Annotated in this window: 28 protein-coding genes; 15 read left to right on the top strand and 13 right to left on the bottom strand. The window is 57.0% G+C overall.

What is annotated here, in order from left to right; genetic code table 11:
* Positions 1-29: 29 nt before the first annotated feature.
* Together AC2FNC_RS06615 and AC2FNC_RS06610 are read right to left on the bottom strand one after the other, a co-directional pair.
* Positions 30-1022, bottom strand: a complete 993-nt coding sequence (locus AC2FNC_RS06615; RefSeq protein WP_496714848.1) for an alpha/beta hydrolase — start codon at positions 1020-1022, stop codon at positions 30-32.
* Positions 1022-1771 carry an alpha/beta hydrolase gene (locus AC2FNC_RS06610; RefSeq protein WP_480553824.1) on the bottom strand — a complete coding sequence of 250 codons (750 nt, stop codon included), beginning with the start codon at positions 1769-1771 and terminating at the stop codon, positions 1022-1024. The genes AC2FNC_RS06615 and AC2FNC_RS06610 overlap by 1 nt, the downstream gene beginning before the upstream one ends.
* 194 nt (positions 1772-1965) lie before the next feature.
* Between AC2FNC_RS06610 and thrS the strand changes: the two genes are divergently transcribed.
* From thrS to AC2FNC_RS06585, 5 genes are all read left to right on the top strand, one after another.
* Positions 1966-3924 (top strand): threonine--tRNA ligase, encoded by a 1959-nt coding sequence (gene thrS, locus AC2FNC_RS06605; protein ID WP_480473459.1) that lies wholly within the window; start codon positions 1966-1968, stop codon positions 3922-3924.
* Positions 3925-4145: 221 nt separating this feature from the next.
* On the top strand, positions 4146-4448 hold the full coding sequence (locus tag AC2FNC_RS06600; RefSeq protein WP_267365389.1) for a BufA1 family periplasmic bufferin-type metallophore: 303 nt from the start codon (positions 4146-4148) through the stop codon (positions 4446-4448).
* A 72-nt stretch (positions 4449-4520) separates the two neighbouring features.
* Entirely contained in the window at positions 4521-5378 is an 858-nt protein-coding gene (gene bufB / locus AC2FNC_RS06595; RefSeq protein WP_480492916.1) for an MNIO family bufferin maturase, read from the top strand.
* Positions 5375-6136 carry an HvfC/BufC family peptide modification chaperone gene (locus tag AC2FNC_RS06590; protein WP_480473461.1) on the top strand — a complete coding sequence of 254 codons (762 nt, stop codon included), beginning with the start codon at positions 5375-5377 and terminating at the stop codon, positions 6134-6136. Before bufB ends, AC2FNC_RS06590 begins: the two co-directional genes overlap by 4 nt.
* Positions 6133-6651 (top strand): DoxX family protein, encoded by a 519-nt coding sequence (locus tag AC2FNC_RS06585; RefSeq protein WP_480473462.1) that lies wholly within the window; start codon positions 6133-6135, stop codon positions 6649-6651. Before AC2FNC_RS06590 ends, AC2FNC_RS06585 begins: the two co-directional genes overlap by 4 nt.
* Position 6652: 1 nt before the next feature.
* Here AC2FNC_RS06585 and AC2FNC_RS06580 read toward each other — a convergent pair whose 3' ends face one another.
* Both AC2FNC_RS06580 and AC2FNC_RS06575 read right to left on the bottom strand, forming a co-directional pair.
* Positions 6653-7021, bottom strand: coding sequence for a hypothetical protein (locus tag AC2FNC_RS06580; protein ID WP_480473463.1), 369 nt, complete (start codon positions 7019-7021; stop codon positions 6653-6655).
* Positions 7022-7062: 41 nt separating this feature from the next.
* Positions 7063-7380 carry an ArsC/Spx/MgsR family protein gene (locus tag AC2FNC_RS06575; protein ID WP_480473464.1) on the bottom strand — a complete coding sequence of 106 codons (318 nt, stop codon included), beginning with the start codon at positions 7378-7380 and terminating at the stop codon, positions 7063-7065.
* 215 nt (positions 7381-7595) lie between these two features.
* Between AC2FNC_RS06575 and AC2FNC_RS06570 the strand changes: the two genes are divergently transcribed.
* Positions 7596-7802 carry a cold-shock protein gene (locus tag AC2FNC_RS06570; RefSeq protein WP_008758035.1) on the top strand — a complete coding sequence of 69 codons (207 nt, stop codon included), beginning with the start codon at positions 7596-7598 and terminating at the stop codon, positions 7800-7802.
* Positions 7803-7886: 84 nt separating this feature from the next.
* Here the strand turns inward: AC2FNC_RS06570 and AC2FNC_RS06565 are convergent, their stop codons facing one another.
* Positions 7887-8015, bottom strand: coding sequence for a hypothetical protein (locus AC2FNC_RS06565; protein WP_480492915.1), 129 nt, complete (start codon positions 8013-8015; stop codon positions 7887-7889).
* A 233-nt stretch (positions 8016-8248) separates the two neighbouring features.
* The gene (thyX, locus tag AC2FNC_RS06560) at positions 8249-9157 is read right to left on the bottom strand and encodes an FAD-dependent thymidylate synthase (RefSeq protein ID WP_480473465.1); all 909 of its coding nucleotides are present in this window, start codon (positions 9155-9157) and stop codon (positions 8249-8251) included.
* Positions 9158-9333: 176 nt separating this feature from the next.
* Here thyX and AC2FNC_RS06555 point away from each other — a divergent pair, with 176 nt between their 5' ends.
* From AC2FNC_RS06555 to AC2FNC_RS06545, 3 genes are read left to right on the top strand one after another with little or no spacing between them, the layout of a single operon-like run.
* Complete coding sequence (locus tag AC2FNC_RS06555; RefSeq protein ID WP_480473466.1) at positions 9334-9762, top strand: VOC family protein; 429 nt, start codon at positions 9334-9336, stop codon at positions 9760-9762.
* A complete protein-coding gene (locus AC2FNC_RS06550; protein WP_496714847.1) occupies positions 9759-10460 on the top strand; it encodes a DUF1194 domain-containing protein in 702 nt (233 codons plus the stop codon). Before AC2FNC_RS06555 ends, AC2FNC_RS06550 begins: the two co-directional genes overlap by 4 nt.
* Positions 10457-11170 carry a DUF1194 domain-containing protein gene (locus AC2FNC_RS06545; RefSeq protein ID WP_496714846.1) on the top strand — a complete coding sequence of 238 codons (714 nt, stop codon included), beginning with the start codon at positions 10457-10459 and terminating at the stop codon, positions 11168-11170. Before AC2FNC_RS06550 ends, AC2FNC_RS06545 begins: the two co-directional genes overlap by 4 nt.
* Here AC2FNC_RS06545 and AC2FNC_RS06540 read toward each other — a convergent pair whose 3' ends face one another.
* From AC2FNC_RS06540 to AC2FNC_RS06530, 3 genes are all read right to left on the bottom strand, one after another.
* The gene (locus AC2FNC_RS06540) at positions 11171-11668 is read right to left on the bottom strand and encodes a MarR family winged helix-turn-helix transcriptional regulator (RefSeq protein ID WP_480546524.1); all 498 of its coding nucleotides are present in this window, start codon (positions 11666-11668) and stop codon (positions 11171-11173) included.
* A gap of 78 nt (positions 11669-11746) precedes the next feature.
* Entirely contained in the window at positions 11747-11971 is a 225-nt protein-coding gene (locus AC2FNC_RS06535) for a succinate dehydrogenase assembly factor 2 (protein WP_480476785.1), read from the bottom strand.
* A gap of 29 nt (positions 11972-12000) precedes the next feature.
* The gene (locus AC2FNC_RS06530; RefSeq protein WP_480473470.1) at positions 12001-12393 is read right to left on the bottom strand and encodes a helix-turn-helix domain-containing protein; all 393 of its coding nucleotides are present in this window, start codon (positions 12391-12393) and stop codon (positions 12001-12003) included.
* Between the two features lie 92 nt (positions 12394-12485).
* On the opposite strand from AC2FNC_RS06530, the gene AC2FNC_RS06525 reads away from it, so the two are divergent.
* Positions 12486-13688, top strand: coding sequence for a pyridoxal phosphate-dependent aminotransferase (locus tag AC2FNC_RS06525; RefSeq protein WP_480473471.1), 1203 nt, complete (start codon positions 12486-12488; stop codon positions 13686-13688).
* Positions 13689-13690: 2 nt separating this feature from the next.
* Positions 13691-14092, top strand: a complete 402-nt coding sequence (locus AC2FNC_RS06520) for a hypothetical protein (protein ID WP_480473472.1) — start codon at positions 13691-13693, stop codon at positions 14090-14092.
* Here the strand turns inward: AC2FNC_RS06520 and AC2FNC_RS06515 are convergent.
* Positions 14089-15459, bottom strand: a complete 1371-nt coding sequence (locus AC2FNC_RS06515; RefSeq protein ID WP_496714871.1) for an MATE family efflux transporter — start codon at positions 15457-15459, stop codon at positions 14089-14091. The two genes, AC2FNC_RS06520 and AC2FNC_RS06515, sit on opposite strands and share 4 nt — an antisense overlap.
* A gap of 107 nt (positions 15460-15566) precedes the next feature.
* Positions 15567-16490 carry a polyphosphate kinase 2 gene (ppk2, locus tag AC2FNC_RS06510; protein ID WP_480473473.1) on the bottom strand — a complete coding sequence of 308 codons (924 nt, stop codon included), beginning with the start codon at positions 16488-16490 and terminating at the stop codon, positions 15567-15569.
* 121 nt (positions 16491-16611) lie between these two features.
* Between ppk2 and AC2FNC_RS06505 the strand changes: the two genes are divergently transcribed.
* Positions 16612-17490, top strand: coding sequence for an alpha/beta fold hydrolase (locus tag AC2FNC_RS06505; protein WP_496714845.1), 879 nt, complete (start codon positions 16612-16614; stop codon positions 17488-17490).
* Positions 17491-17560: 70 nt separating this feature from the next.
* Here AC2FNC_RS06505 and AC2FNC_RS06500 read toward each other — a convergent pair whose 3' ends face one another.
* A complete protein-coding gene (locus AC2FNC_RS06500) occupies positions 17561-18169 on the bottom strand; it encodes a carboxymuconolactone decarboxylase family protein (protein ID WP_480517598.1) in 609 nt (202 codons plus the stop codon).
* A gap of 152 nt (positions 18170-18321) precedes the next feature.
* Between AC2FNC_RS06500 and parE the strand changes: the two genes are divergently transcribed.
* The 3 genes from parE (at position 18322) to AC2FNC_RS06485 (ending at position 22133) form a co-directional block, all read left to right on the top strand.
* The gene (gene parE / locus AC2FNC_RS06495) at positions 18322-20280 is read left to right on the top strand and encodes a DNA topoisomerase IV subunit B (RefSeq protein WP_496714844.1); all 1959 of its coding nucleotides are present in this window, start codon (positions 18322-18324) and stop codon (positions 20278-20280) included.
* Between the two features lie 5 nt (positions 20281-20285).
* On the top strand, positions 20286-20957 hold the full coding sequence (locus AC2FNC_RS06490; RefSeq protein WP_496714843.1) for a DUF2971 domain-containing protein: 672 nt from the start codon (positions 20286-20288) through the stop codon (positions 20955-20957).
* A gap of 204 nt (positions 20958-21161) precedes the next feature.
* Entirely contained in the window at positions 21162-22133 is a 972-nt protein-coding gene (locus tag AC2FNC_RS06485) for a UDP-glucuronic acid decarboxylase family protein (protein WP_480492906.1), read from the top strand.
* Between the two features lie 28 nt (positions 22134-22161).
* Here the strand turns inward: AC2FNC_RS06485 and AC2FNC_RS06480 are convergent, their stop codons facing one another.
* Entirely contained in the window at positions 22162-23001 is an 840-nt protein-coding gene (locus AC2FNC_RS06480) for an EamA family transporter (RefSeq protein WP_480517606.1), read from the bottom strand.
* Between the last annotated feature and the right edge of the window lie 234 nt (positions 23002-23235).

Here is a 23235-nt window from a genome sequence, read left to right as displayed (position 1 = left end):
ACGCATCTTACCGCGACCCGAGGCCGCCATCATTCCACCCCCAGCCCTTTTAACCAATCCAGGATACCGGCCACAGCCGCGTCGGTCTGCCCTGGCGACATCAGGCGACCGGCAATAACATGAGATGACGGATCATCCTCGGGACCCATTGTCACCAGTTTGACGGATGCTGGCGCACCCCACGCTTCGGCGACCTCGTGTGTGCGGTCAGGGCGCACCACCTGATCGTTGTCCGAGAACCAGAACAGCACGGGCACCAGGGCGTTCGAGAAATCCAGCGCATAGACTTTTTCGACCAGAACGGACATCGGCACGACCGATTCCCACGGATAGACCGTAGACCAATATTTGTTCTTTTCCGGGTCTGGCCCCGATACATCGCGTTCGTCCCCCATCAGGACCGGTAACCAATCCCTCGCCCATGGCAAAGTGGGAATCCATGCCGCGGCCGTGTTGACCCCGAAATTCGGAGAGACAAAGACCATGCCGACAACATCTTCGCTGAGGCTGGCATCCAAAGCGGCGGCGGCTGCAAGCGTCGCACCGGTCGAAGTTGAGATTACGATCACCTTGTCCCCAACAGCACGCGCGGCCGCCAATCCCTCGGCGGTGTCCTGCATCCAGCCCGAGGCAGTGCCTTCCGCCATGGCTGATCCGGTTCGCCCATGACCTTGCAGGCGTGTGTAAACCAGATTGGCCCCCAGCGCGTCTGCCACAAGGTCCGGCACTGGCCGGATTTCCTCGGAACTTGCTGAAAAGCCATGGATGTAAAGAACGGAATACGGGGTGCGCCGTTCGTTAAAGCCATCCTGCCAGATCACTCGTTTTTCGACACCCGGAACGATATCGTCAAACGCGGCTTCGGTGCTTTCGAAATAAACCTGTACGCCCTCACCGAACTTGCGCGGATCAAAGCTTGGGCTCAGGTTCACCTCTTCGCGCGGACCAAACCAGTAGATAAGGCCGCCGATGACAATAAACGCAAGGAACAAGCGCCCCAGAAGCCATCCCAAACGCCGCATCACGCGTCTCCCAACACATCCAGAACCGCCGCCTCGATCAAGCCAAGACATGCATCATCCGAGAACCTGTGATCGGCATCCTTGACCAAAAGAAGCTGCATGTCCGGCCCTGTTGCGTGGTCCAGCAACCTAACGGCCGTTTCAGTCGAAACGGCTGTATCCGCTGTTCCCTGTAGGAAACGAACCTTGAACGGCAGGTTCAACGTGTCGCGCAGTACAAGGCGCTGCCGCCCATCTTCGATCATCCGTTTGGTGACGATGTAAGGTTCCATGTAATCGGACGGCAACTCGACATGCCCGACAGTTTCCAGGGCGGCTTTCTGGTCATCGGTGAAGGATGCCCAATAGCCATCTTCCGTGAAATCCGGCGCGGCGGCGATCGTGACCATACCTGCAATCTGGTCCGGCAGGGCCTTGGCCAGCAAAAGCGCCTGCCACCCCCCCATGGACGAGCCGACAACGATCAGCGGCCCCTTGGTCAAGGCATCGACCGCAGCGACAGTGTCCTCATGCCAATCCCCAATGCAGCCATCCTTGAACGCGCCAGAGCTTTCGCCATGACCGGAATAATCAAACCGCAAAAAGGCCCGCCCCCGCGCCTGCGCCCAAGCTTCCAGATGGACTGCCTTGGTACCTTCCATATCCGACATAAGCCCACCCAGAAAAACCAGGGTCGGCCCTGAGCCTTCGGTTTTGTGATAGGCCAGTTTTCGCCCTTGTGCTGTTTCCAGAAAATCCGTCGCCGCCATGAAACCCTCTTATGCTTTGGGGAACATCATGCACGGCAGCCCGTTGGTCGCAATTCCCGAATTCGGGGTGTCGTGGCGTCAGTGACCGTACCCTGCGACCCTTGACAGGAATTGCTGCACCTGCCACATCAGCCAGACGCAAATAACCCGCAACCGGGCGTTCAGTGGGCGCCAAACCGACGAGGAGAGCCGAAATGGCCCTGGATTCAAAATCCGTCTCTCTCACTTTCCCAGATGGCAATGCACGTTCCTATGACGCAGGGGTTACGCCCGCGCAGGTGGCTGCCGATATTTCAAGTTCGCTGGCCAAAAAGGCCATCTCGGCCACCGTTGACGGCAAACACTGGGACCTGCAATGGCCTATCGAAGCCGATGCACAGATTGCCATCCACACCATGAAGGATGACGCGCAGGCCAACGAACTGATCCGCCACGATCTGGCCCACATCATGGCCCGCGCTGTGCAGGAAATCTGGCCTGCGACCAAGGTCACCATCGGCCCCGTTATCGAAAACGGCTGGTATTATGACTTCGACCGGGAAGAACCGTTCACGCCCGAAGATCTTGGCCTCATCGAGAAAAAGATGAAAGAGATCATCAACAAGCGCGATCCTGTCACCACCGAGGTTTGGGATCGCGAGCGGGCCATCGAGTTCTACAAGGCCAATAACGAGCCCTACAAGGTTGAGCTGATCGAAGCCATTCCCGGGGACGAGCCGTTGCGCATGTACTGGCACGGCCACTGGCAGGATTTGTGCCGCGGTCCGCATCTGCAACATACCGGTCAGGTTCCCGGTGATGCGTTCAAGCTGATGTCCATCGCCGGTGCCTATTGGCGCGGCGACAGCAACCGCGCGATGCTGCAACGCATCTACGGCGTGGCCTTCACCGGCAAGGAAAAACTGAAAGACCACCTTCATATGCTGGAAGAGGCCGCAAAGCGCGACCACCGCAAACTAGGCCGCGAGATGGACCTGTTTCACATGCAGGAAGAAGCCCCCGGTCAGATTTTCTGGCACCCCAATGGCTGGACCATCTACACCCAGTTGCAGGACTACATGCGCCGTCAGCAGCGCAAGGGTGGGTATGTCGAGGTGAACACGCCGCAGGTCGTTGACCGCAAACTGTGGGAACGATCAGGCCACTGGGACAAATATCAGGAAAACATGTTCATCGTCGAAGTCGACGAGGAACATGCCCGCGAAAAGGCCGTCAACGCGCTCAAACCGATGAACTGCCCCTGCCATGTCGAGATTTTCAAGCAAGGCCTGAAATCCTATCGCGACCTGCCGCTGCGCATGGCCGAGTTCGGATCGTGTAACCGTTACGAACCCTCTGGTGCATTGCATGGCATCATGCGGGTGCGCGGGTTCACGCAGGACGACGCCCATATCTTTTCAACCGAAGAACAGATCGAGGCGGAGACCGCCGAATTCATCCGTTTCCTCAGCGTGATTTACAAGGATCTGGGATTCGAGGATTTTTCGGTGAAATTCTCTGACCGCCCCGAAACCCGCGCCGGATCGGACGAGGTATGGGACAAGGCAGAAGCGGCACTTTTGTCCGCCACCCGTGCCGCCGGGATCGAACCGGAACTGAACCCGGGCGAAGGTGCATTCTATGGTCCGAAACTGGAATTCGTTCTGACGGACGCCATCGGGCGTGACTGGCAATGCGGCACCTTCCAGGTCGATTTCGTTCTGCCCGAACGGCTGGACGCCACCTATATCGGCGCCGACGGGGCCAAACACCGCCCCGTCATGTTGCATCGCGCCACGCTGGGATCCTTCGAACGCTTTATCGGTATCCTGATCGAGGAACACGCAGGCAAATTGCCGTTCTGGCTGGCCCCGCGTCAGGTCGTCGTCGCGTCCATCACGTCCGACGCGGACGACTATGTCGCCAAAGTGGTCGAAACCCTGCGCGCGGCAGGTGTGCGGGCCGAGGCTGACATCCGCAATGAAAAGATAAACTACAAGGTCCGTGAGCATTCGGTCGGCAAAGTACCTGTAATTCTGGCCGTCGGTCACCGCGAAGTTGACGAGCGCACCGTAAGCGTGCGGCGACTGGGTGAAAAACAGACTCAGGTACAACCGCTTGATGTTGTAACAAAAGAGCTGGCACGCGCCGCCACCCCGCCAGATCTGCTGTAACAAACAGCACCATATCCAAAAAAATCCGACCCCTCCTATGGGGTCGGATTGTAACATTTCACCCTTTCTTCATCAAAAACAGTGTATTACGCTGCAAGGGGGCAGGCCGCCCCATGACGCGCTTGTGAGACACGGGCTCGTGAATTCAACTCTGCCCATCAAGCCACTACCTTTGTCATTGTCACAAGCAGACATACCCAGTCATCAAGAGGATTACCGAGATGTCGAAAACAGCTAAATCCCTGGTTATCGCAACCGCAGTCGCAGCCGCCGTGTCTGGTGCCGCAACCACAGCAAGCGCACAGGCAAAAGAAAAGTGCTACGGTGTATCGCTGGCCGGCCAGAACGACTGCGCCGCAGGTCCCGGAACCACATGCGCGGGCACCTCGACCGTTGATTATCAGGGCAACGCATGGACCCTGGTTGACGCAGGCACTTGCGCCGACATCGAACTGCCAGCAGAAGCAAACGGCACACCGCGCAAAGGTTCGCTGGAAGCGCTGGAACGCGACCTGCCGGCATAAGATTGGCCTGACGATTTCAAGGGGCGGGCTCCATCGCCCGCCCTTTCCCTTTCGTGATCGAGGAACTGGCCCATGTTGGATGACACCCACCGGTCAAACCGCCTGCCTGCAGCGCCGGGCGTAGGTTACAAACCGCAACATTTTGCTCAGATACTTGAACACGCACAGCCTGTTGCATGGCTGGAAATCCATGCCGAGAACTATATGGGCGACGGCGGGCGGCCCTTGGCGCAGCTGCGCCACCTCTCCGAAAAGTTCCCGATCTCGGTCCATGGCGTTGGCCTTTCCATTGGCGGTGAAGGCGCGCTGGACCCTGATCATCTGGCCCGGCTAAAACACCTGGTAGGCTGGCTGAACCCTGCAAGCTTTTCCGAACATTTGGCCTGGTCCACCCATGACAGCCATTTTTACAACGACCTGCTGCCCCTTCCCTATACCGACGAAACTCTTGCGCGGGTTTGTGAACATATCGACCAGGTCCAGCACACGGTCGGGCGCCAGATGCTGCTGGAAAACCCGTCCAGCTATCTGGCCTTCGAGGAAAGCACCTGGTCCGAACCTGATTTCCTGAGGGAGATTGCCAGGCGCACCGGTTGCGGCTTGTTGCTGGACGTAAACAATGTCTTTGTCTCGGCCACCAATCTGGAATTCTCGCCGCAAAGTTATATTGACGCCTATCCGCTTGAAAAAGTGTCGGAAATCCACCTTGGCGGCCATGATGAGGATGAAGACGATCACGGTCATCCGCTGCTGATCGACAGTCACGGACGAGAAGTGGTCGACCCGGTGTGGACCCTGCTGGATTATGTGCTGGAGCGTTCGGGGCCAAAACCCATTCTGATCGAATGGGACACTGATGTGCCGGATTGGCCCGTTCTGCGAGATGAGGCCGTTCGCGCGCAATCCGCACTGGACCGGATACCGGTATGAGTGTTTCGCAATCTGAATTCCGCGCGGCCATGATGGATGCGTCAGCGCCCGTTCCCGGCGGATTGCTGGACGGTGGCGCGCGCCCCGCCGGTCGCCGGTTCAGCGTGTACCGCAACAATGTTGCGGTGTCGCTGACCGAGGCGATGCATCAGGCGTTTCCCGTGATTGCCAAATTGCTAGGGGCGCAGAACATGGATGGGCTGGCCGGGATTTTCCTGCGTCAACACCCGCCCTCCTCTCCTCTGATGATGTTTTATGGCGAGGCGTTTCCTGATTTTCTGGCCGGAATGCCCCAACTTGCCCATCTCGGATACCTGCCCGACGTGGCCCGGTTAGAGATTGCCTTGCGCAAGTCCTACCACGCCGCCGACAGCGAACCTGCGCCGGCAGACGTTTTAGCGGTCGAGCCCGAGCAGGTCATGCAGGCCCGGTTGCAGTTTGCACCGGCCATGCAGGTGATCCGCTCGGACTGGCCCATTCACGCTATCTGGCGCTTCAACATGGAAGCCGATGCCCCGAAACCAGATGCACGGGCCGAGGATGTGTTGATCACGCGCGCCGAGTTCGACCCGACACCCAATCCGCTTCCAGCGGGTGGTGCAGACTGGATCGCCTATATGCAGAACGGCGACACAATCGGCGGGGCATTTGAAAAAACGACTGCTGAACTGCCTGAATTTGATCTTGGAACCACTCTGGCACTGCTTCTGAAGGGTGGTGCAATAACCTCTGTGACTATCGAAAGGCCCAAGACATGACTGCTCTGATCTCAACCTACAATAACACCATGGGAAAACTGGACTTTGCGTCTGGCTGGTTGACCCCTACGCTGGCACGGCTGGTCTTTGTTGCGGTTCTTCTGGTCTATTACTGGAACTCGGCCATGCTGAAGATCGACGGATCGATCTTTTCGCCTTCGGCAGGTGCCTTTGGTCAGATTTTCCCCAAAGCGGCAGAAGCTGTTCTGTATGACGTGTCCCAAATGACGTTCTTCCAACGCATCGTCATCTTCATGGGAACGGTTGCCGAATTTGTGCTTCCGACGCTACTTCTGGTTGGACTATTCTCGCGTCTGGCGGCTTTGGGCATGATCGGTTTTATCTGGGTGCAGACCCTTGTCGACGTCACCGGACATGGCGTGAAACTGGGCAGCCTGTTCGACGCGGCCCCGTCCCTGATGGATCAGCGCACGATGTGGACCTTCCTGATGCTGGTGATCGTCGTCAACGGCGCAGGTCCGATCTCACTCGACCGGATCCTGCGCCTTAAGTAACTTAGAAATGCGCCTTGGGCTGGTCCGGTTTTCCTGCGGCCAGCCCAAGTACCCCGGCGACAGCAGCAAATGTGATCGGGAACATGGTGAAAACACCAAAGCCGAACGCGTAGTACATCGCGGCCGCCGACACCAGCAACAAGACCCCGGCAATCAACGCGCGCGCTGGCGCCATGGCCCCGCCCGCGATTGCCAAGAGGGGCGCGATAATCGAAATGGCTTGCACCAGATCAGGATTGTCGACCTGGCTTAGCATGCCTTCAATTTCACCGACATGGTCAACCACGACCACCTTCGCATAGCCGAAGAACCCGACGATCATGCCGATCAACCCGGCGATTACACCCAATAACATTGCGGCATTACGCATTGAAAATCCTCATTGTTGCTTTCAGGCAGATAGGCACTCGTTCAAGAAATGCCAAGCTGAGCACGGGTTTCAGCCGTCCAGCCCAACAACAGCCTGCCATCCGCTTCGATCAGTGGGCGTTTCATCAGGGCCGGATGCTCTCTCAAAAGCTCCAAAGGGGCCTTGGCACGCTGGGTTTCGTCCAATCCGCGCCATGTCGTCGATCTGGTATTAAGCAAGTCATTGCCGAACTCAGCAAAGGCCCGTGACAGCACCGAATCCGGCACACCGTCGCTGCGTACGTCAAAAAACTTGGCGTCTGGAAGTGATTTCAATGCCTTGCGACAGGTGTCACAGTTTTTCAATCCATAAAGCTGCATGTCTTTGACGCTCCTGCCCTTGCTTCCTTTTTAGGCAATCTTGCCCGTTTCTTGCGGTTATTCTTGATTTTTTACTTCACCGTGCAATGTTGAAAAAGGCGAAACGCACGAATTGGACTGTTCAGCATACGCTACGCAGTTTTTTTGTGTGGTGACGCTGACCACAGCCCCCACCAATTTGTGGGACAATGCGTAAGTAGAAGGAGACACGGGACATGCCAACCGGCACCGTGAAATGGTTCAATACCACCAAAGGCTATGGATTTATTGCCCCTGACGAAGGGGGCAAAGATGTGTTTGTACATATCTCGGCCGTAGAACGGTCCGGCCTCACCGGACTCGCAGACAACCAAAAAGTTTCGTACGAGTTGCAGGACGGACGCGACGGCCGCCAAATGGCAGCTGATTTGAAACCACTGTAACGACTTCCCGCTAAACACGCGGTAGATCATTAAGGATGACGGCCAATTTCCGGCCGTTATCCATCCCCCACCGGTTTCGTTCCATTACCCTCGCGCGGGCTTGGCGTCGGCGTGGTTATTCCAGTTTTCGCCCGTAGCCACGATGCAAGATGTGCCTGTCGCGTAGGTGACAACCATTGTCCAGTCCCCGCGCTGACTTGCCCAGACTTCCATAACCTGTTCCGGCCCGCGAACACCCGATGCCACGCGCCGAACTGACTTTCCAGTTTCTGGTGCAGCCGGGGCGCCAGTTCGCACAGAACCTCAGCTATGGGGATTTGGTTCGCACAGGTAGGGCAAAACCAAAAACCAGACATAACAGAGCAAGGTTCAAAAAGCGGGCCATGGAACCAATGTAACAATTCCATGACGACACGTATAGACAAAAGCTATGCAGCTTGTCGGTTCTATCTGCGAATGATCGCCTCGAACTCACGCCATTCGCGCGCCGTCATCCCCGAGTTTTCCTGCGTGACCGCCTCTCCTGCCAGCATTCGTTGCAGGCTTTCGACCATCTGGGCAGACAGGTTTACCGCACCCAGCCGATAATCCTCGAACGCCTTATACGCAAACGGCACCCAATCAGCGACGATCTTGCACATCGCCTCGGCATAAACGCGGATCTCATACTGAGCATGTGGGTCGGCACGCAGGCGCAGGAAGTGGAACAGATTATGCAGGTCCACCTTCCAATACCACTGCGTATAAACGTTTGCGGGTAGGTTCATGCGGGCCAGTTCACGGGCAAGCCCCTGTTGCCCGTCCTGACTGATCATGGACTCGTAGTTGTCATAGCACCGCGTGCTGTCCGCCTTGAGGGTTTCCAATACGCGCGCGGCCTCTTCACCTTCCAACGTTGCCCCACGGCCCTGATTGTTCACTTCGGACTGTGCTGCCACATGTTCAGGGGCGGGGATATAGAACTCGCGATCCAGAATTGAATACCGTGCCGAGTATTCATTCACATTGGCGGTCCGGTGCCGGATCCACTGCCGCGCCACAAACACCGGCAATTTCACATGCAATTTGACTTCGCACATTTCGAATGGCGTCGAATGCCAGTGCCGCATCAGATACCTGATCAGCCCCTCGTCATTCTGAACGGATTTGGTGCCTGTGCCGTATGAAACGCGCGCAGCCTGACAGATGGCGGCATCGTCACCCATATAGTCGATCACGCGGACAAAGCCATGATCCAAAACCTGATGCGCTGTGTACAGGTGGTCTTCCATTCCCGCCGAGACAACTCGACGCGTGGGATGCGATTGCGCGCGTTGCGCGTCGATCTCGGCCTGTTGATCAGGGGACAGCGGCATCGAATCTTCCTTTCTGGCAATGAGTCGCCTCCTACTATATATCGCCGATCGCGGCACAGGAACCGCGATATATGCCGCAGCGGACGCAAAAAACAAATTGCTGCTGAGGGCTCTATCGACACGTCGAGGCGGAGCGCTAAGCTCTTGGCAATGTGAGTCGAAAAAGGATGGCCGAAATGGCGTTGAAATATCTTCACACCATGGTCCGCGTGAAGGATCTGGAAAAATCCATGGCATTTTACGAGCTTCTGGGTCTGAAAGAAACACGTCGGTATGACAGTGAAGCCGGGCGATTTTCTCTGATCTTCATGGCTCCTCCGGGACAGGAAGACGCCCCGATTGAGCTGACGTACAATTGGGACGGTGATGACGAGTTGCCCGCCGACAGCCGTCACTTCGGCCATCTGGCCTACGGTGTCGACAATATCTACGAGGTTTGCCAACATCTTCAGAACAACGGTGTTACGATCAATCGCCCGCCAAGGGATGGTCGCATGGCTTTTGTTCGATCGCCCGACAATATCTCGGTTGAGCTTTTGCAGAATGGCGAAGCACTGGAACCAGCCGAACCCTGGACCAGCATGGAGAGCAGTGGTCACTGGTGATCCGTTGGCTGATAGCAATTGGGCTGGTCGTTCAGGCCAGCCCTGTCAAGGCCGAGCAATGCCGCTTGGCGCTGGCCTTGGCGATGGATATTTCCGTTTCAGTCGATGAGGCCGAAGATGTGTTACAACGGCAGGGGTTAGCCGCCGCATTGATTGCGCCCGAAGTGCAAGAGGCCTTCTTTTCTTCACCGATGCCGGTTGCCCTGGCGGTATATGAGTGGAGTGGCCGCTCAACCCAAAATGTCGTCCTGAACTGGACAATGATCAATGATGTTGGTGATCTGCTGTTCGCATCCAGCCAGGTCAGCCAATCCGTCCGATCTGACAGCGGATCAGCAACAGCTATGGGCTATGCGTTGGCATACGGTGCAACCCTTATGGAGCAAGCGCCGCAATGCTTGTTTCAAACCATTGACCTGTCCGGCGACGGCACGAACAACGATGGCTATGGGCCGCAGATCGCCTATCGGCACTTTCCCTTTCAAAACACTGTCGTGAATGGGCTTGTGATCAACGCAGCCGATTTCGAGGGAGAGCTGTTCCTGATCCCTTTCTTCGAAAATAACGTCCTGCACGGGCCCGGCGCCTTTTTGGAAATTGCCACCGGGTTTGAAGATTTCGAGCGCGTCATGCGAAAGAAACTGAAACGGGAACTGAGCGGTCTGCAAATCGGTGCATTACGGAATGAAGGCCCATGATACGTCAGGTGATCGTCTTTCTGGCTTGCCTGATATCAGGACCTGCCTTTGGCGAATGCCGCCAGGCCCTTGCGCTAGGTCTGGATGTGTCGGGTTCGGTCGACAGCCGGGAATACAGGCTGCAACTGGACGGGCTGGCGGCGGCCCTGAGCCGCCCCGAAGTTGGCCAACTGATGTTGTCGGACGGCGCAACCTCCTTGCGTCTGGCGATTTTCGAATGGAGCGAGCGGGGACATGAACGGATGCTGCTGAAGTGGACAGAAGTACGGTCCCCCGCCGACCTGATCGCAATCAGTGATCGCTTAATCCGAACCTCGCGCAGCGCAGCGCCGCAAGGAACGGCGTTAGGGTCGGCCATGTTATTTGGCTCTTCCCTGCTTGATCAGCAAAGGGGATGCTGGCGCCGTACGCTGGATCTGTCCGGCGATGGCAAACATAATCTCGGACCACATCCACGGGATGTGAAAGCCAGTTTGCGACATGATGGGATCACAATTAACGGGCTGGTGATCGGTGCCGACGATCCGAAAGAAGGTGATCGGAGATATGTTCAGGTCGGTGAACTTTCAGCCTATTATTCGGCCTGGGTCATTTTGGGGCCAAACGCGTTCGTAGAAGTGGCGCTGGGCTTTGAGGCATATGAAGAGACCATGACCCGCAAACTCCTTCGTGAGCTGGACAGCCTTGTCCTGTCTGACGCCCGCCACTGATCAATAGATATACCGTATCTGATCCGTCCAGTACCGTTCAACGCGACGCAGCGAACTTGTGATATCCTCAATGCCTTCAAGCCCAAGCACCCCCCTGCCTTGCAGGCCTTCGGCGTGACGTGCAAACAGCTTGGACACGATATTGCGGATTTCTCTGCCCTGCGGCGTCAGGCGTACGCGAACCGAACGGCGATCAATCTCGCATCTTTGGTGGTGCATATAACCCATCTCAACCAGTTTCTTGAGGTTATAGCTGACATTGCTGCCCTGGTAGTACCCACGGCTTTTCAGTTCGCCTGCCGTAACTTCGTGATCACCGATATTGAACAGCAATAACGCCTGAACCGCATTGATTTCCAATACGCCGACGCGCTCAAACTCGTCCTTGATGACATCCAGCAACAACCGGTGCAGACGCTCCACCAGGACCAGTGCCTCAAGATAGCTGGTTATGAAGCCCTTAGTCTCTGGTGTGGAGACCTGCATTTCCATACTCATCCGACCCTCCGATTCCGTCGCGCTGTTTGACACACGATGAACCGAAAATCCGAAAAATCGGTTAAGCGGAACTTTGCCTTATTTCTGAAAGGTTTGCGCTATGTCTGCAACCAGGCTGGCAAATCGCGCCGGAGGCTGCACCTGCCCCGTAACCCATTGATAAAGGTCCTGATCGTTTTCGTGCAACAGCGCATCATAGATATCCAGACCGTCGGCATCCATGTCGGCCAGATTGCGCCCAGCATAGGCTGACAGGATAATGTCCATCTCTTTGATGCCGCGTCGCATCGACCGCATTTGCATGCGCTTGATGCGCACATCCCGGGGTTCGCTCAATTCTTCTGCTCCAGCATCTGACGCATTTTCTTTTCCAGACGTGCCGCGCGTTCGGAACATGCGCGCATCTCAGCGCGGATGGCGCGCAGTTCGGCCACGGCCGAGGACAGTTCCGTTCCACCTTCGCCCTCACCCACAGGTGCATCCATGCCGTCGCCCTCGCCGGTCAACAACCACATGATCGAGACATTGACCATGCCCGCCATCATCGACAGCCTGTTGGCCCGGGGTTCGGACAGATCGTTTTCCCAATCTGAAATTGTCGCCTTCTTGACCCCAAGACGCCGTGCCAGTTGCGCCTGTGTCATTCCCGCGGCTTCGCGTGCACCGGCCAGACGGTCTCCGAATGTCGCAGAATCCGGACCATACCAGTCGTTTTCATCATTCATTCGGGTCTCCAATTCACTTTATCTATACGGCTTGATCGTCACTCTGACGCACCCTATGACAGTCGGGCTGAACATACAAACCGAGGCCGAGCATGAGTTTTCTGTCTGCGACACTGTCACGCGTCAAACCTTCACCCACCATCGCTATGACAGCCAAGGCAGCCGAGCTGAAGGCCGCCGGGCGTGATGTCATCGGCCTGAGCGCCGGTGAGCCGGATTTTGACACGCCACAGAACATCAAAGACGCCGCTGTTGCGGCCATCGCAGCAGGCAAAACCAAATACACCGCGCCGGACGGCATCCCCGAACTGAAACAAGCGGCATGTGCCAAGATGAAACGCGATCATGGGCTGGACTATTCGCCGGCCCAGATCTCGGTCGGGACCGGTGGCAAGCAAACGCTGTACAATGCCCTGATGGCGACGATGAATGACGGTGACGAGGTAATCATCCCTGCGCCGTACTGGGTCAGTTATCCCGATATGGTGCTTTTGGCGGGGGGCACCCCTGTTGTGGTCGAAACGACGCTGGAAAACAGCTTCAAACTGACCGCAGAACAACTGGAAGCCGCCATCACGCCCAAAACAAAGTGGTTCATCTTTAACTCGCCCTCGAACCCGACGGGTGCAGGGTATAGTCGGGATGAACTGAAGGCGCTGACCGATGTACTGATGCGTCATCCGCATGTCTGGATCATGTCGGACGACATGTACGAACATCTGGCCTATGACGGGTTCGAGTTCTGCACCCCGGCCGAAGTTGAACCCGGTCTATTTGACCGGACCCTCACCTGCAACGGGGTTTCAAAAGCCTATGCCATGACAGGTTGGCGCATCGGTTATGCCGCCGGCCCGGTCGAGATCATCGCGGCCATGCGCAAGATCCAGTCGCAATCAACGTCGAACCCCTGTTCGGTCAGCCAATGGGCTGCTGTTGAGGCCCTGAACGGAACCCAGGATTTTCTGGCCCCGAATAACGAGACATTCAGGCGCCGACGCGATCTGGTGGTTCGGATGCTGAACGAGATCGACGGCGTCACCTGCCCAACGCCTGAAGGGGCCTTCTATGTCTATCCGTCTATCGCCGGATTGATCGGGAAAACGACGCCGGCAGGGACGGTCCTTGTAGACGATGAAGCCTTTGCAACCGCCCTGCTGGAAGAAGCCGACGTGGCCGTTGTGTTTGGTGCCGCCTTTGGCCTGTCGCCGAATTTCCGCGTCAGCTATGCTACGTCCGACGCGGCACTGACCGAAGCTTGCAGCCGCATCCAGCGTTTTTGTGCTTCTCTGAGGTGACCATGTCCGCCGAACTGCCTGAGTATTACTTTCGCATACGTGAAAACGGTGCTGCGGTGTTTCGGATCGATACTGAAAACCGTCAGCGTCGGATCGAAATGGATCAGATTGCCGTCATCAATATCCGCAATGGTGAGGTCAAGCCGCACGGGCAGCGGACGCTGTCAGACCGGGATCAGGCCGAGATTGCCCAATGGATGGAAGAGCGCCGGGCCCTGCTGGCCCAGCGCGACATCGACGACATTCATCGCGCGGTCGACTATCTGAATCTGACCACGCAATGGGCTCAGTCCAAGGCAAGCGACACGCAGCTGGAGGATGTGACCGACAGGTTATTGATGGCCATGCACGACCTGCGTACGGTACTGGTGCGAAAAAAGGCAGATCGGCTGGACAAAGACTAAGCGGGCTCGGCCGATATCTGTATCTGCTGTACCGAATACATCCAGAACCGGGTCATGAGAAGCACGGCCGCGAAGGCGAGACCAAGCACCAGGCCCAGCCAGACGCCGATGCCGTCCATATGACGGACAAAGCCGAAATAATACGACGCGGGAATCCCTACGACCCAATAGCTGAGCGCCGCCATGACCATTGGGATCTTGGCATCCTGCAACCCGCGCAGCAGGCCCAGCGCAATCACCTGCGCGCCGTCGACCAGCTGGAACAAAGCCGCCATGGCAAGCAAACCGGTACCGATGGTCAGGATTTGTCCCCGCTGCGGATCATCTGCTTCCATGAACAGGGAAATCAAAGGCTCGGCACAAGTCAGTAACAGGATGATGGTTGCCACCGACATGACCAGCGACATACCAGTCACGGAGATTGCGCCCTTTTCCAAATGCCCCCTATCCCGACGACCCAGCGCATTGCCAGCCCGGATGGTCGCTGCATTTGATAAGCCCAGGTGAACCATGAAGGTGGCCGAAGCCAGGTTCAAGGCGATCCCATGCGCAGCCAGCGGGACCTGACCCAGCCAGCCCATCATCACCGCAGAAGTCGCGAACAGTGAAACTTCGGCCAATGTGGTCAAGCCGATGGGCACACCCAGCTTCCATACGCTGGCAAACATTTCCCAATCCGGTCGCCAGAACCGTTGGAAGAGGCTGTGCTCCGGCAACGTCCGGACCACGTAGATAACGACCGCAATCAGCGAAACAACTTGTGTCGTAATCGAGGCGATTGCCGCCCCTGTCACGCCCAGTTCGGGGGCGCCCCAGTTGCCAAAGATCAACGCATAATTGGTCAGCCCGTTCACAGCCGCCGCCGCAATTGTGATCCACAAAACGATCTGCGTTCGCTCCAATGCCGCAAGATAGCTTTTCAACACCATCACAATGAGGGCCGGAAACAATCCCCAACCGGCGACTCTCAGATATTCGGCTGCGGTTGCAGCGACTTGCGGTTCCTGCTTCATGGCGATCAGGATCGGATAGGACCACCACAGCAAGGGCATGACTACCACGGCATACAGCAACGACAACCACAGCCCCATCCGGGTCGAGCGGCGAATGCTGGTTTCGTCCCCTTCCGCCGCTGCTGTGGCCACCATGGGCATGACTGCCCAGCCAAATCCCGCTCCAAACAAAAACAACACGAAATAATAACTGTTGGCCAAGGTAACGGCCGCCAGCGCCTCGACCCCGTACCAACCCAGCATGATGGTGTCGGTCAAACCGATCGCGTATTGCGCCAGATGACCGCCAACCAGTGGCAGGCCAAGAACGGCAATAGCCCGAAAATGGGCCGGGTATGTCATCACCTTTGTCATCGCTCCAGCCATATGCGCGGCTTTGGCACGGGACAAGAGCGGATCGGCAATATTTCAGATTGAGACTTTGGTGCCCGACCTTTCCCTGTGGCCCGGCATTTTGATGCTCAGCGGGCGTCGGGATGCAACGCGGTGCCCAGAATATGCTCGGATCGGTGAATAACGTGATGCGCCTGCCCTACGATCAGCGGATCAGGCTCGCACACGATATCGTGATCCTTGCCAGGGTAATCCAGCGAGGACAGGAAGTGACGCATACAGTTCAGGCGCGCGCGTTTCTTGTCATTCGACTTGATAATCGTCCAGGGTGCATCAGCCGTATCCGTGTAAAAGAACATGGCCTCTTTCGCCTCGGTATAGTCATCCCACTTGCTGAGGCTCGCCTTGTCGATCGGTGACAGTTTCCATTGCTTCAGGGGGTCGGTTTCGCGGCTTTTGAAACGGCGCTGCTGCTCTTGCTGTGTAACCGAGAACCAGTATTTGTATAGCTGAATGCCCGAGCGCACCAGCATCCGTTCCAACTCGGGCGTTTGCCGCATGAACTCAAGATATTCGTTGGGCGTGCAGAACCCCATGACCCGTTCCACACCCGCACGGTTGTACCAGGACCGATCATAGAACACCATTTCGCCTACGGTCGGCATCTCCTGAATGTAGCGCTGGTAGTACCACTGGCCTTTCTCTTCCCAGGTGGGTTTGTTCAATGCAACGACACGTGCCTGACGCGGGTTCAGGTGCTCCATGAACCGCTTGATCGTACCCCCTTTGCCTGCGGCATCGCGCCCTTCGAACAACAACACAAACCGCTGCCCCGTTTCCTGCGCCCACAGTTGAACCTTCAAAAGCTCGGCCTGCAGATTGGCTTTTTGCGTCTCATACACCGACCGGGCCATTTTGCGGCCATAGGGGTATTTCCCACTTTCAAATGCCTGCCGGATTTTCTCGGGGCTGGGCGCTGAGGGGTCGGTGTCTTTGGCGAGCGTGGTCTTGATCTGGGTGGGTTCTGCGTTGGTCGTGGCAATGGCGTCCATACATCCTGTCCTTTTCTACTGTCCCGAACGGTGGCTAGCAGAAAGCTCGGAAATGCGCTTTGATTGGTATCAAATAGATGCCTCAAAAACCCATAGTTTCCAGCGCGGATCACTTGTTCCAATGCAAACGTCTTTTTTCAAGCTGAACGGCCATTCTTTCCACGTCAGGACATGGGGCGACAAAGCCGCGCCACCGTTAGTAATGCTGCATGGTTTCCCCGAATACAGCGGCGCTTGGGCTGATCTTGCACCTCATCTGGCAGAACGCTTTTATTGTATTGCTCCGGATCAACGCGGTTATGGCCAAAGCTGGTGTCCCGAAGGGGTGCAGAACTATACCCTGTCACAATTGGTCACGGACATAGCGGCGCTGATAGAATCCTGCGGTGCGCCTGTTGCGCTGCTGGGTCACGACTGGGGCGCATCGGTAGCTTACGGCGTCGCCATGTTCCGACCGGAACTCGTAGATCGGCTAATCATTGCAAACGGCGTGCACCCGGTGCCGTTTCAACGCGCCATGGCCTCGGGTGGCGCACAATCCATAGCCTCGCAATATATCAATCTGCTGAGGGCACCTGATGCCGCGCAAAAATTGTCCGAAAACAGCTTTGTGATGCTGGAACAGTTCTTTCGCCATGGTATGGGGCTGGACTGGTTGACCGAAGCTCGCATGGCCGACTACCGCACTGAATGGGCTCGACTTGGTCGGCTGCAGGCGATGCTGAATTGGTACAGAGCCTCTCCGTTGATTGTCGCCAAACCCGGTGTCCCCGCGACAGACCTGCCCGACCTGCCGCTCGACCGGTTGCATGTCAGGTGTCCGCACTTGTTGATTTGGGGGCCGGATGACAAAGCCCTTTTACCAGAAGCCACTGAGGGGCTGGAGGCGTTTGCCACCCACCTCACCCGTGTCACGATCCCCGGGACCGATCATTGGTTGCATCATCAAAACCCGAGGGCCGTGGCGCAGGCCGTTCTGGAATGGACAGGCCAGACGTAACCAGGCCCTGCCCGTGTGCAACGGCCAGCCGGGCGGCCTTTGTCGCAGCGCCAACGACATCTTTAGCACCTTACCGGTGCCCCCAGTCGTCAGGGTTGTCAGAGTTGTTCGGCGACAACCCCAACTCATCACCATCGGTTGAGCACCCAAGCCCCAGAACCGTCCGGTTTGCATATGAAAAATAGGAGCAGACCTGATTGATCTCGAGGATTTCTCCATCATCCCAACCTGCGTCGCGCAGGGCGCTGACATCCGCCTCGACCAGATCGCCCGGCGCTTCGGTCAGCTTGCGGGCATAATCCATCGCAGCCATTTGCGCCGCATCCAGCGGTGCAGCCAAGGGATCGCGCGCCTCAATCGCTGCCCTGATCGCGTTGCCGCGCGCCGCGTCACCCAGCAAGCGTTGAAGACCCGCAAAGTGATGCTCGACGCAATAGCTGCACCGGTTCAGCGAGCTGACCCAAACCCCCAGCACTTCCAGAAACCATTTCGGTATCTTGTTGCCCGAATGATGCAGCACCGCCTTGTACATGGCCATATGGCCTTCCATTGAATGCGGGCGAAGGCTGTGTGCCATCATGATGTTGTCTACGTTATTGTTCGGCCCGGTCACGCGCTCGTAGAGTTTCTTCAACTTTCCAGTCGCTTCTTCGAACGGAACGGTTCTGATCCAGCTCATTTATTCACCTCCGCTTTACCGGGATCAAAGGACGGGTTATCTGCACGGATTGCAAGCGGCTTGACAGAAAATCCACAACACCTCGCGTCCCTCTTCCCCCGGACCACATCACCTGCCATAATGACGGAAACCCAAAAACAAGAGCAGCACCCATGCCCGAAGATCTGTTGACGCCCAGCGCCACCTCTACCTATGACGCCTCCTCGATAGAGGTGCTCGAAGGGCTGGAACCGGTTCGCAAACGCCCCGGCATGTATATTGGCGGCACGGATGAGCGTGCGCTGCACCATATGTTGGCCGAGATCCTTGACAACTCGATGGACGAGGCTGTGGCAGGCTATGCCAACCGGATCGAGGTCGAGCTGCATTCCGACTACGCCCTGACCGTCCGTGACAACGGGCGCGGTATCCCGATCGACCCGCATCCGAAATTTCCGGGCAAGTCCGCGTTGGAGGTGATCCTGTGCACCCTGCACGCGGGTGGCAAGTTCTCGGGCAATGCCTATCAGACCTCGGGCGGCTTGCACGGGGTTGGTGCGTCGGTGGTGAACGCGCTGTCTGATTCGATGGTCGTGCAGGTGGCGCGGGACAAAACTCTCTATGAACAACGTTTCTCGCGCGGTATCCCGCTTGGCCCGGTCGAAAAGGTTGGCGCGGCCCCGAACCGGCGCGGCACAACGGTGACCTTCCACGCCGACCCGGACATCTTTGGCCATCACAAGTTCAAACCCGCGCGACTGTTCAAATCCATCCGCTCCAAGGCCTATCTGTTCTCGGGCGTCGAAATCCGCTGGAAAACCGCCATCGATGACGGCGAAACCCCGCTTGAGGCCTCGTTCCACTTTCCCGGCGGCCTGTCGGATTACCTGAAAGAGACAATGAACGGCTCGTCCACCTATGCCGAGCAACCCTTTGCGGGCACCGTCGATTTCAACGAGAAATTCGGCACCCCCGGCAAAGTCGAATGGGCCATCAACTGGACACCGTCGCGTGACGGGTTCATCCAGTCCTATTGTAACACCGTTCCCACCCCCGAAGGTGGCACCCATGTGGCCGGTTTCTGGGCTGCGATCCTCAAGGGGATCAAGGCCTATGGCGAGTTGATCAACAACAAGAAAGCCGCGCAGATCACCCGCGACGACCTGCTGACCGGTGGCTGCGCGCTGGTGTCGTGCTTTATTTCTGAGCCGGAATTCGTGGGCCAGACCAAAGACCGTCTGGCTACGGTCGAGGCGCAGCGGCTGGTCGAAAACGCGGTCCGCGACCATTTCGACAATTGGCTGGCGGCTGGTACGAAATCCGCCGGCGCGATCCTCGACTTCCTCATCCTGCGGTCTGAGGAACGCCTGCGCCGTCGGGCCGAGAAGGAAACACAACGCAAGTCCGCCACTAAGAAACTTCGTCTTCCCGGCAAGCTGGTGGACTGTTCCAGTTCAACACGCGACGGCACCGAGTTATTCATCGTCGAGGGCGATTCTGCGGGCGGCTCGGCCAAGATGGGCCGCGACCGCAAAACGCAAGCCCTGTTGCCCCTGCGCGGCAAGATCCTGAACGTGCTGGGCGCGGCCAGCTCGAAACTGGGCACCAATGCCGAGATCAGCGATCTGACGCAGGCGCTGGGTGTCGGGCTTGGCACCAAGTTCAACGTCGACGACCTGCGCTATGACAAAATCATTATCATGACCGACGCGGATGTGGACGGGGCGCATATCGCCGCGCTGCTAATGACGTTCTTCTTCACCCAGATGCGCCCGATGATTGACGCGGGCCACTTGTATCTGGCCTGCCCGCCCCTCTATCGCCTGACACAGGGCGCCAAACGCGTCTATTGTCTGGACGAAGTCGAGCGCGACGAATGGCTGAAGAAAGGTCTGGGCGGCAAGGGCAAGATCGACGTTTCCCGCTTCAAGGGTCTGGGCGAGATGGACGCCAAGGACCTGAAAGAGACCACGATGGACCCCAAATCCCGGAAATTGATCCGGGTCACCATCGACGAGGACGAACCCGGCGAAACCAGCGATCTGGTCGAGCGTCTGATGGGCAAGAAGCCCGAACTGCGGTTCCAGTATATTCAGGAGAACGCGCGGTTTGTGGAGGAGCTGGATGTTTGACCTGAATGAAAGTCTACAAGTTTATTGGTGAGCGCTACGCGCTAGAGAATATAGCATTTAGAAGACTGAAAGTGTCGAAACCAACGGAAACGAATGATCCGTTTGAAATGATTCCCTTTAAATTTGCGAGTGATTCATCTCGTGAACTGTTTCAAAGAATTCTAAAATCCCATACTCGAAATCGAGGCTTCATTTCATTTAGCGGCTGCTTTTCAAGTCCTTCAATGTGGGCAAACTATGCAGATAACCATACTGGGGTTTGCCTAGAATTCGACACCTCGGAAGTAGCATATTTTTTACCAAAGCCTGCAAAATTACTTTCGAAGGTGGACTACGTGAAAGAGTTCGTTGAATTTCCCAGCGAAGCTCTTTTGGCGGAAAACCCTGAAAAGCTGAACGATTGCTTAGACTACGCAATGCGAACCAAGTCGGAGCATTGGAAATATGAAGATGAATGGCGGACGTTCACGACAGACTATGAGAAAGCCGCGTCTTCAAGAACGACATTTGTCAATTTTGGCGAGAACCTGAAATTGAGCAAAGTTATCTTGGGTATCAACTCGTCAGTGAACCCGAGGGACATCACAAAACTCATCAAAGATTCCAGCGTAAGTATCTCGATCGCAAAACCCTCGACAGAGGGTTTTGCCGTGGAACTAGGGCAAAGGTTTCAATAACCTCGTGCCCGCCCATGTGGGCGGATAGGGCGCGTGCTTGATGCTTTGCTTCATGCATTGGCTAGACAGAAGACACACCCACACCACACGCGCCCTCAAAAAACCAAAATCTACTGCAATTCAAACCCCTTCAGTTTACTAATCAAACCAAGACTCGGCTTCCCTGTGACAAGCTGGCTTGGATTTAACGATTAAGGATTTGCAATGGCCCGCCTTTATGACAGTCGAAAACGTGTTCTCGTAACCGGTGGGGCCGGGTTTCTGGGCTCGCATCTGTGCGACCGGCTTCTGGATCAGGGGCATGAGGTTTTGTGCGTCGACAACCTGTTCACCGGCACCAAGCGCAATATTGACCATCTGCACAGCAACCCGCGGTTCGAGTTCATGCGCCACGATGTGACCTTCCCTCTGTTCGTGGAAGTGGACGAGATCTATAACCTCGCCTGCCCCGCCTCGCCCGTGCATTACCAGCACGACCCGGTGCAGACGACCAAGACCAGCGTGCATGGCGCGATCAACATGCTGGGACTGGCGAAACGTCTGAAATGCAAGATTTTTCAAGCCTCAACGTCTGAGGTTTACGGCGACCCGACGATCCATCCGCAGACCGAAGACTATTGGGGCAACGTCAATCCGGTTGGGCCGCGGTCCTGTTATGACGAGGGCAAGCGGTGTGCCGAGACGTTATTCTTCGACTATCACCGTCAGATGGGGCTCGAGATCAAGGTCGCCCGCATCTTCAACACTTACGGGCCCCGAATGCACCCCGCCGACGGGCGCGTCGTGTCGAATTTCATCATGCAGGCCCTGACCGGCGAGGCGATCACGATCTTTGGCGACGGCACGCAGACCCGGTCATTCTGTTACGTGGATGATCTGATCGAAGGCTTCATCCGCCTGATGGATACCGGCAAGGAGGTCACCGGCCCGGTCAATCTGGGCAATCCCAACGAATTCTCGATGAACGAGCTGGCCAGCGAAGTGCAGGCGCTTGTTGGCGCGGAAACCCCTATCAGTTTCAAAGAGTTGCCCGAGGATGACCCGAAACAACGTCAGCCCGATATCACGCTGGCGCGGACCCTGCTGAACTGGGAGCCTACGGTGCAGCTGAAGGAAGGGTTGGACGCAACGATCCGGTATTTCCGGGCGCTTCAGTCAGAAGGCGCAGCCGGATAACACGTCTCACCGTGGCTCGGGGACCGGGTCAGACCGCCGTGCCGATCAGCGCGACGCCAATGGCCATAAGGACAGCGGCACCCAGGCGTCGCATCCAATTGCCTTCCTTCAGGAAAATGAACCCGATAAGCGCCGCAAAGATAACCGAGGTTTCCCGCAGAGCCGAAACCGCCCCCAGCGGCGCAAAGTTCTTGGCGTAAAGCACCAGACCATACGCCGTCATCGAAACCAGCCCGCCCAAAAGGCCCGTCATCCATATTCTGACGGGCAGGTCTTTCAGGGTGGCGCGTTTCCTGACCCCGATAAACCCTGCAATGAACAGGTGCAGAAAGGCCCCCCACGCCCAATAGCTGAGCGTATTGCCGGACAGCCGCACCCCGACCCCGTCAACAACCGAATAGATCGAAATGCAGAACCCGGTGCCTAGCGCAAATCCCAGCGCGCTGCGCCCGACGCCCGAACGCAGCGCGGCCCAGCTGCTCAGCTGAATGCCAACCGCGATCAGGGCGATCCCGCCCCAAGCCTGCCAGGGCAGAACTTCGCCCACCAGCACCATCGCCCAAAGCGAGACCAGTGCCGGAACAATCCCGCGTGCAATCGGGTAAACCACACTCAGGTCGCCATGCTGGTAGGCCTTGCTCAGCATGAAGTAATAGCCGAAATGCACGACGGTCGAGAGCAGGATATAGACAAAGCTCTGCGTGTTCGGCAGGGGCAGGACCATCACCATTACCGCCGCTGGCAAGACCTGACCCAACGCGACCAGACCCAGCATCGTGGTGCGGTCCGTCGCCGTTTTCACGATGGCGTTCCATACGGCATGCAGCAACGCCGCCGACAGAATAATCAGAGTGACGAACAGGGTCATGCCCGACCTTTCCCGCAGAATACGCGCAACAAGGGTCTTGGGCCCTATTCACTTGGGCGTGGTGTCTGCCAAAACCGGGATTTTTGTCAAGCCGGATTCCAGTGGTCAAAATACCGCCACCGTTGGGAATGTGTCCGCAAGCCGTTTCCGGTCTCGTCCTGCGCCTTTGTGCCCGGTAAGAAGTTACAACTGCACGTGATCCCGGTTGCAGGACGCGCATCAGGTTCTAAGATC

This window comes from Ruegeria sp. BHSA123 (genome assembly GCF_059613425.1).
Note: the sequence above shows the minus strand (reverse complement) of the source record. Positions and strands in the feature narration are given on the sequence as shown.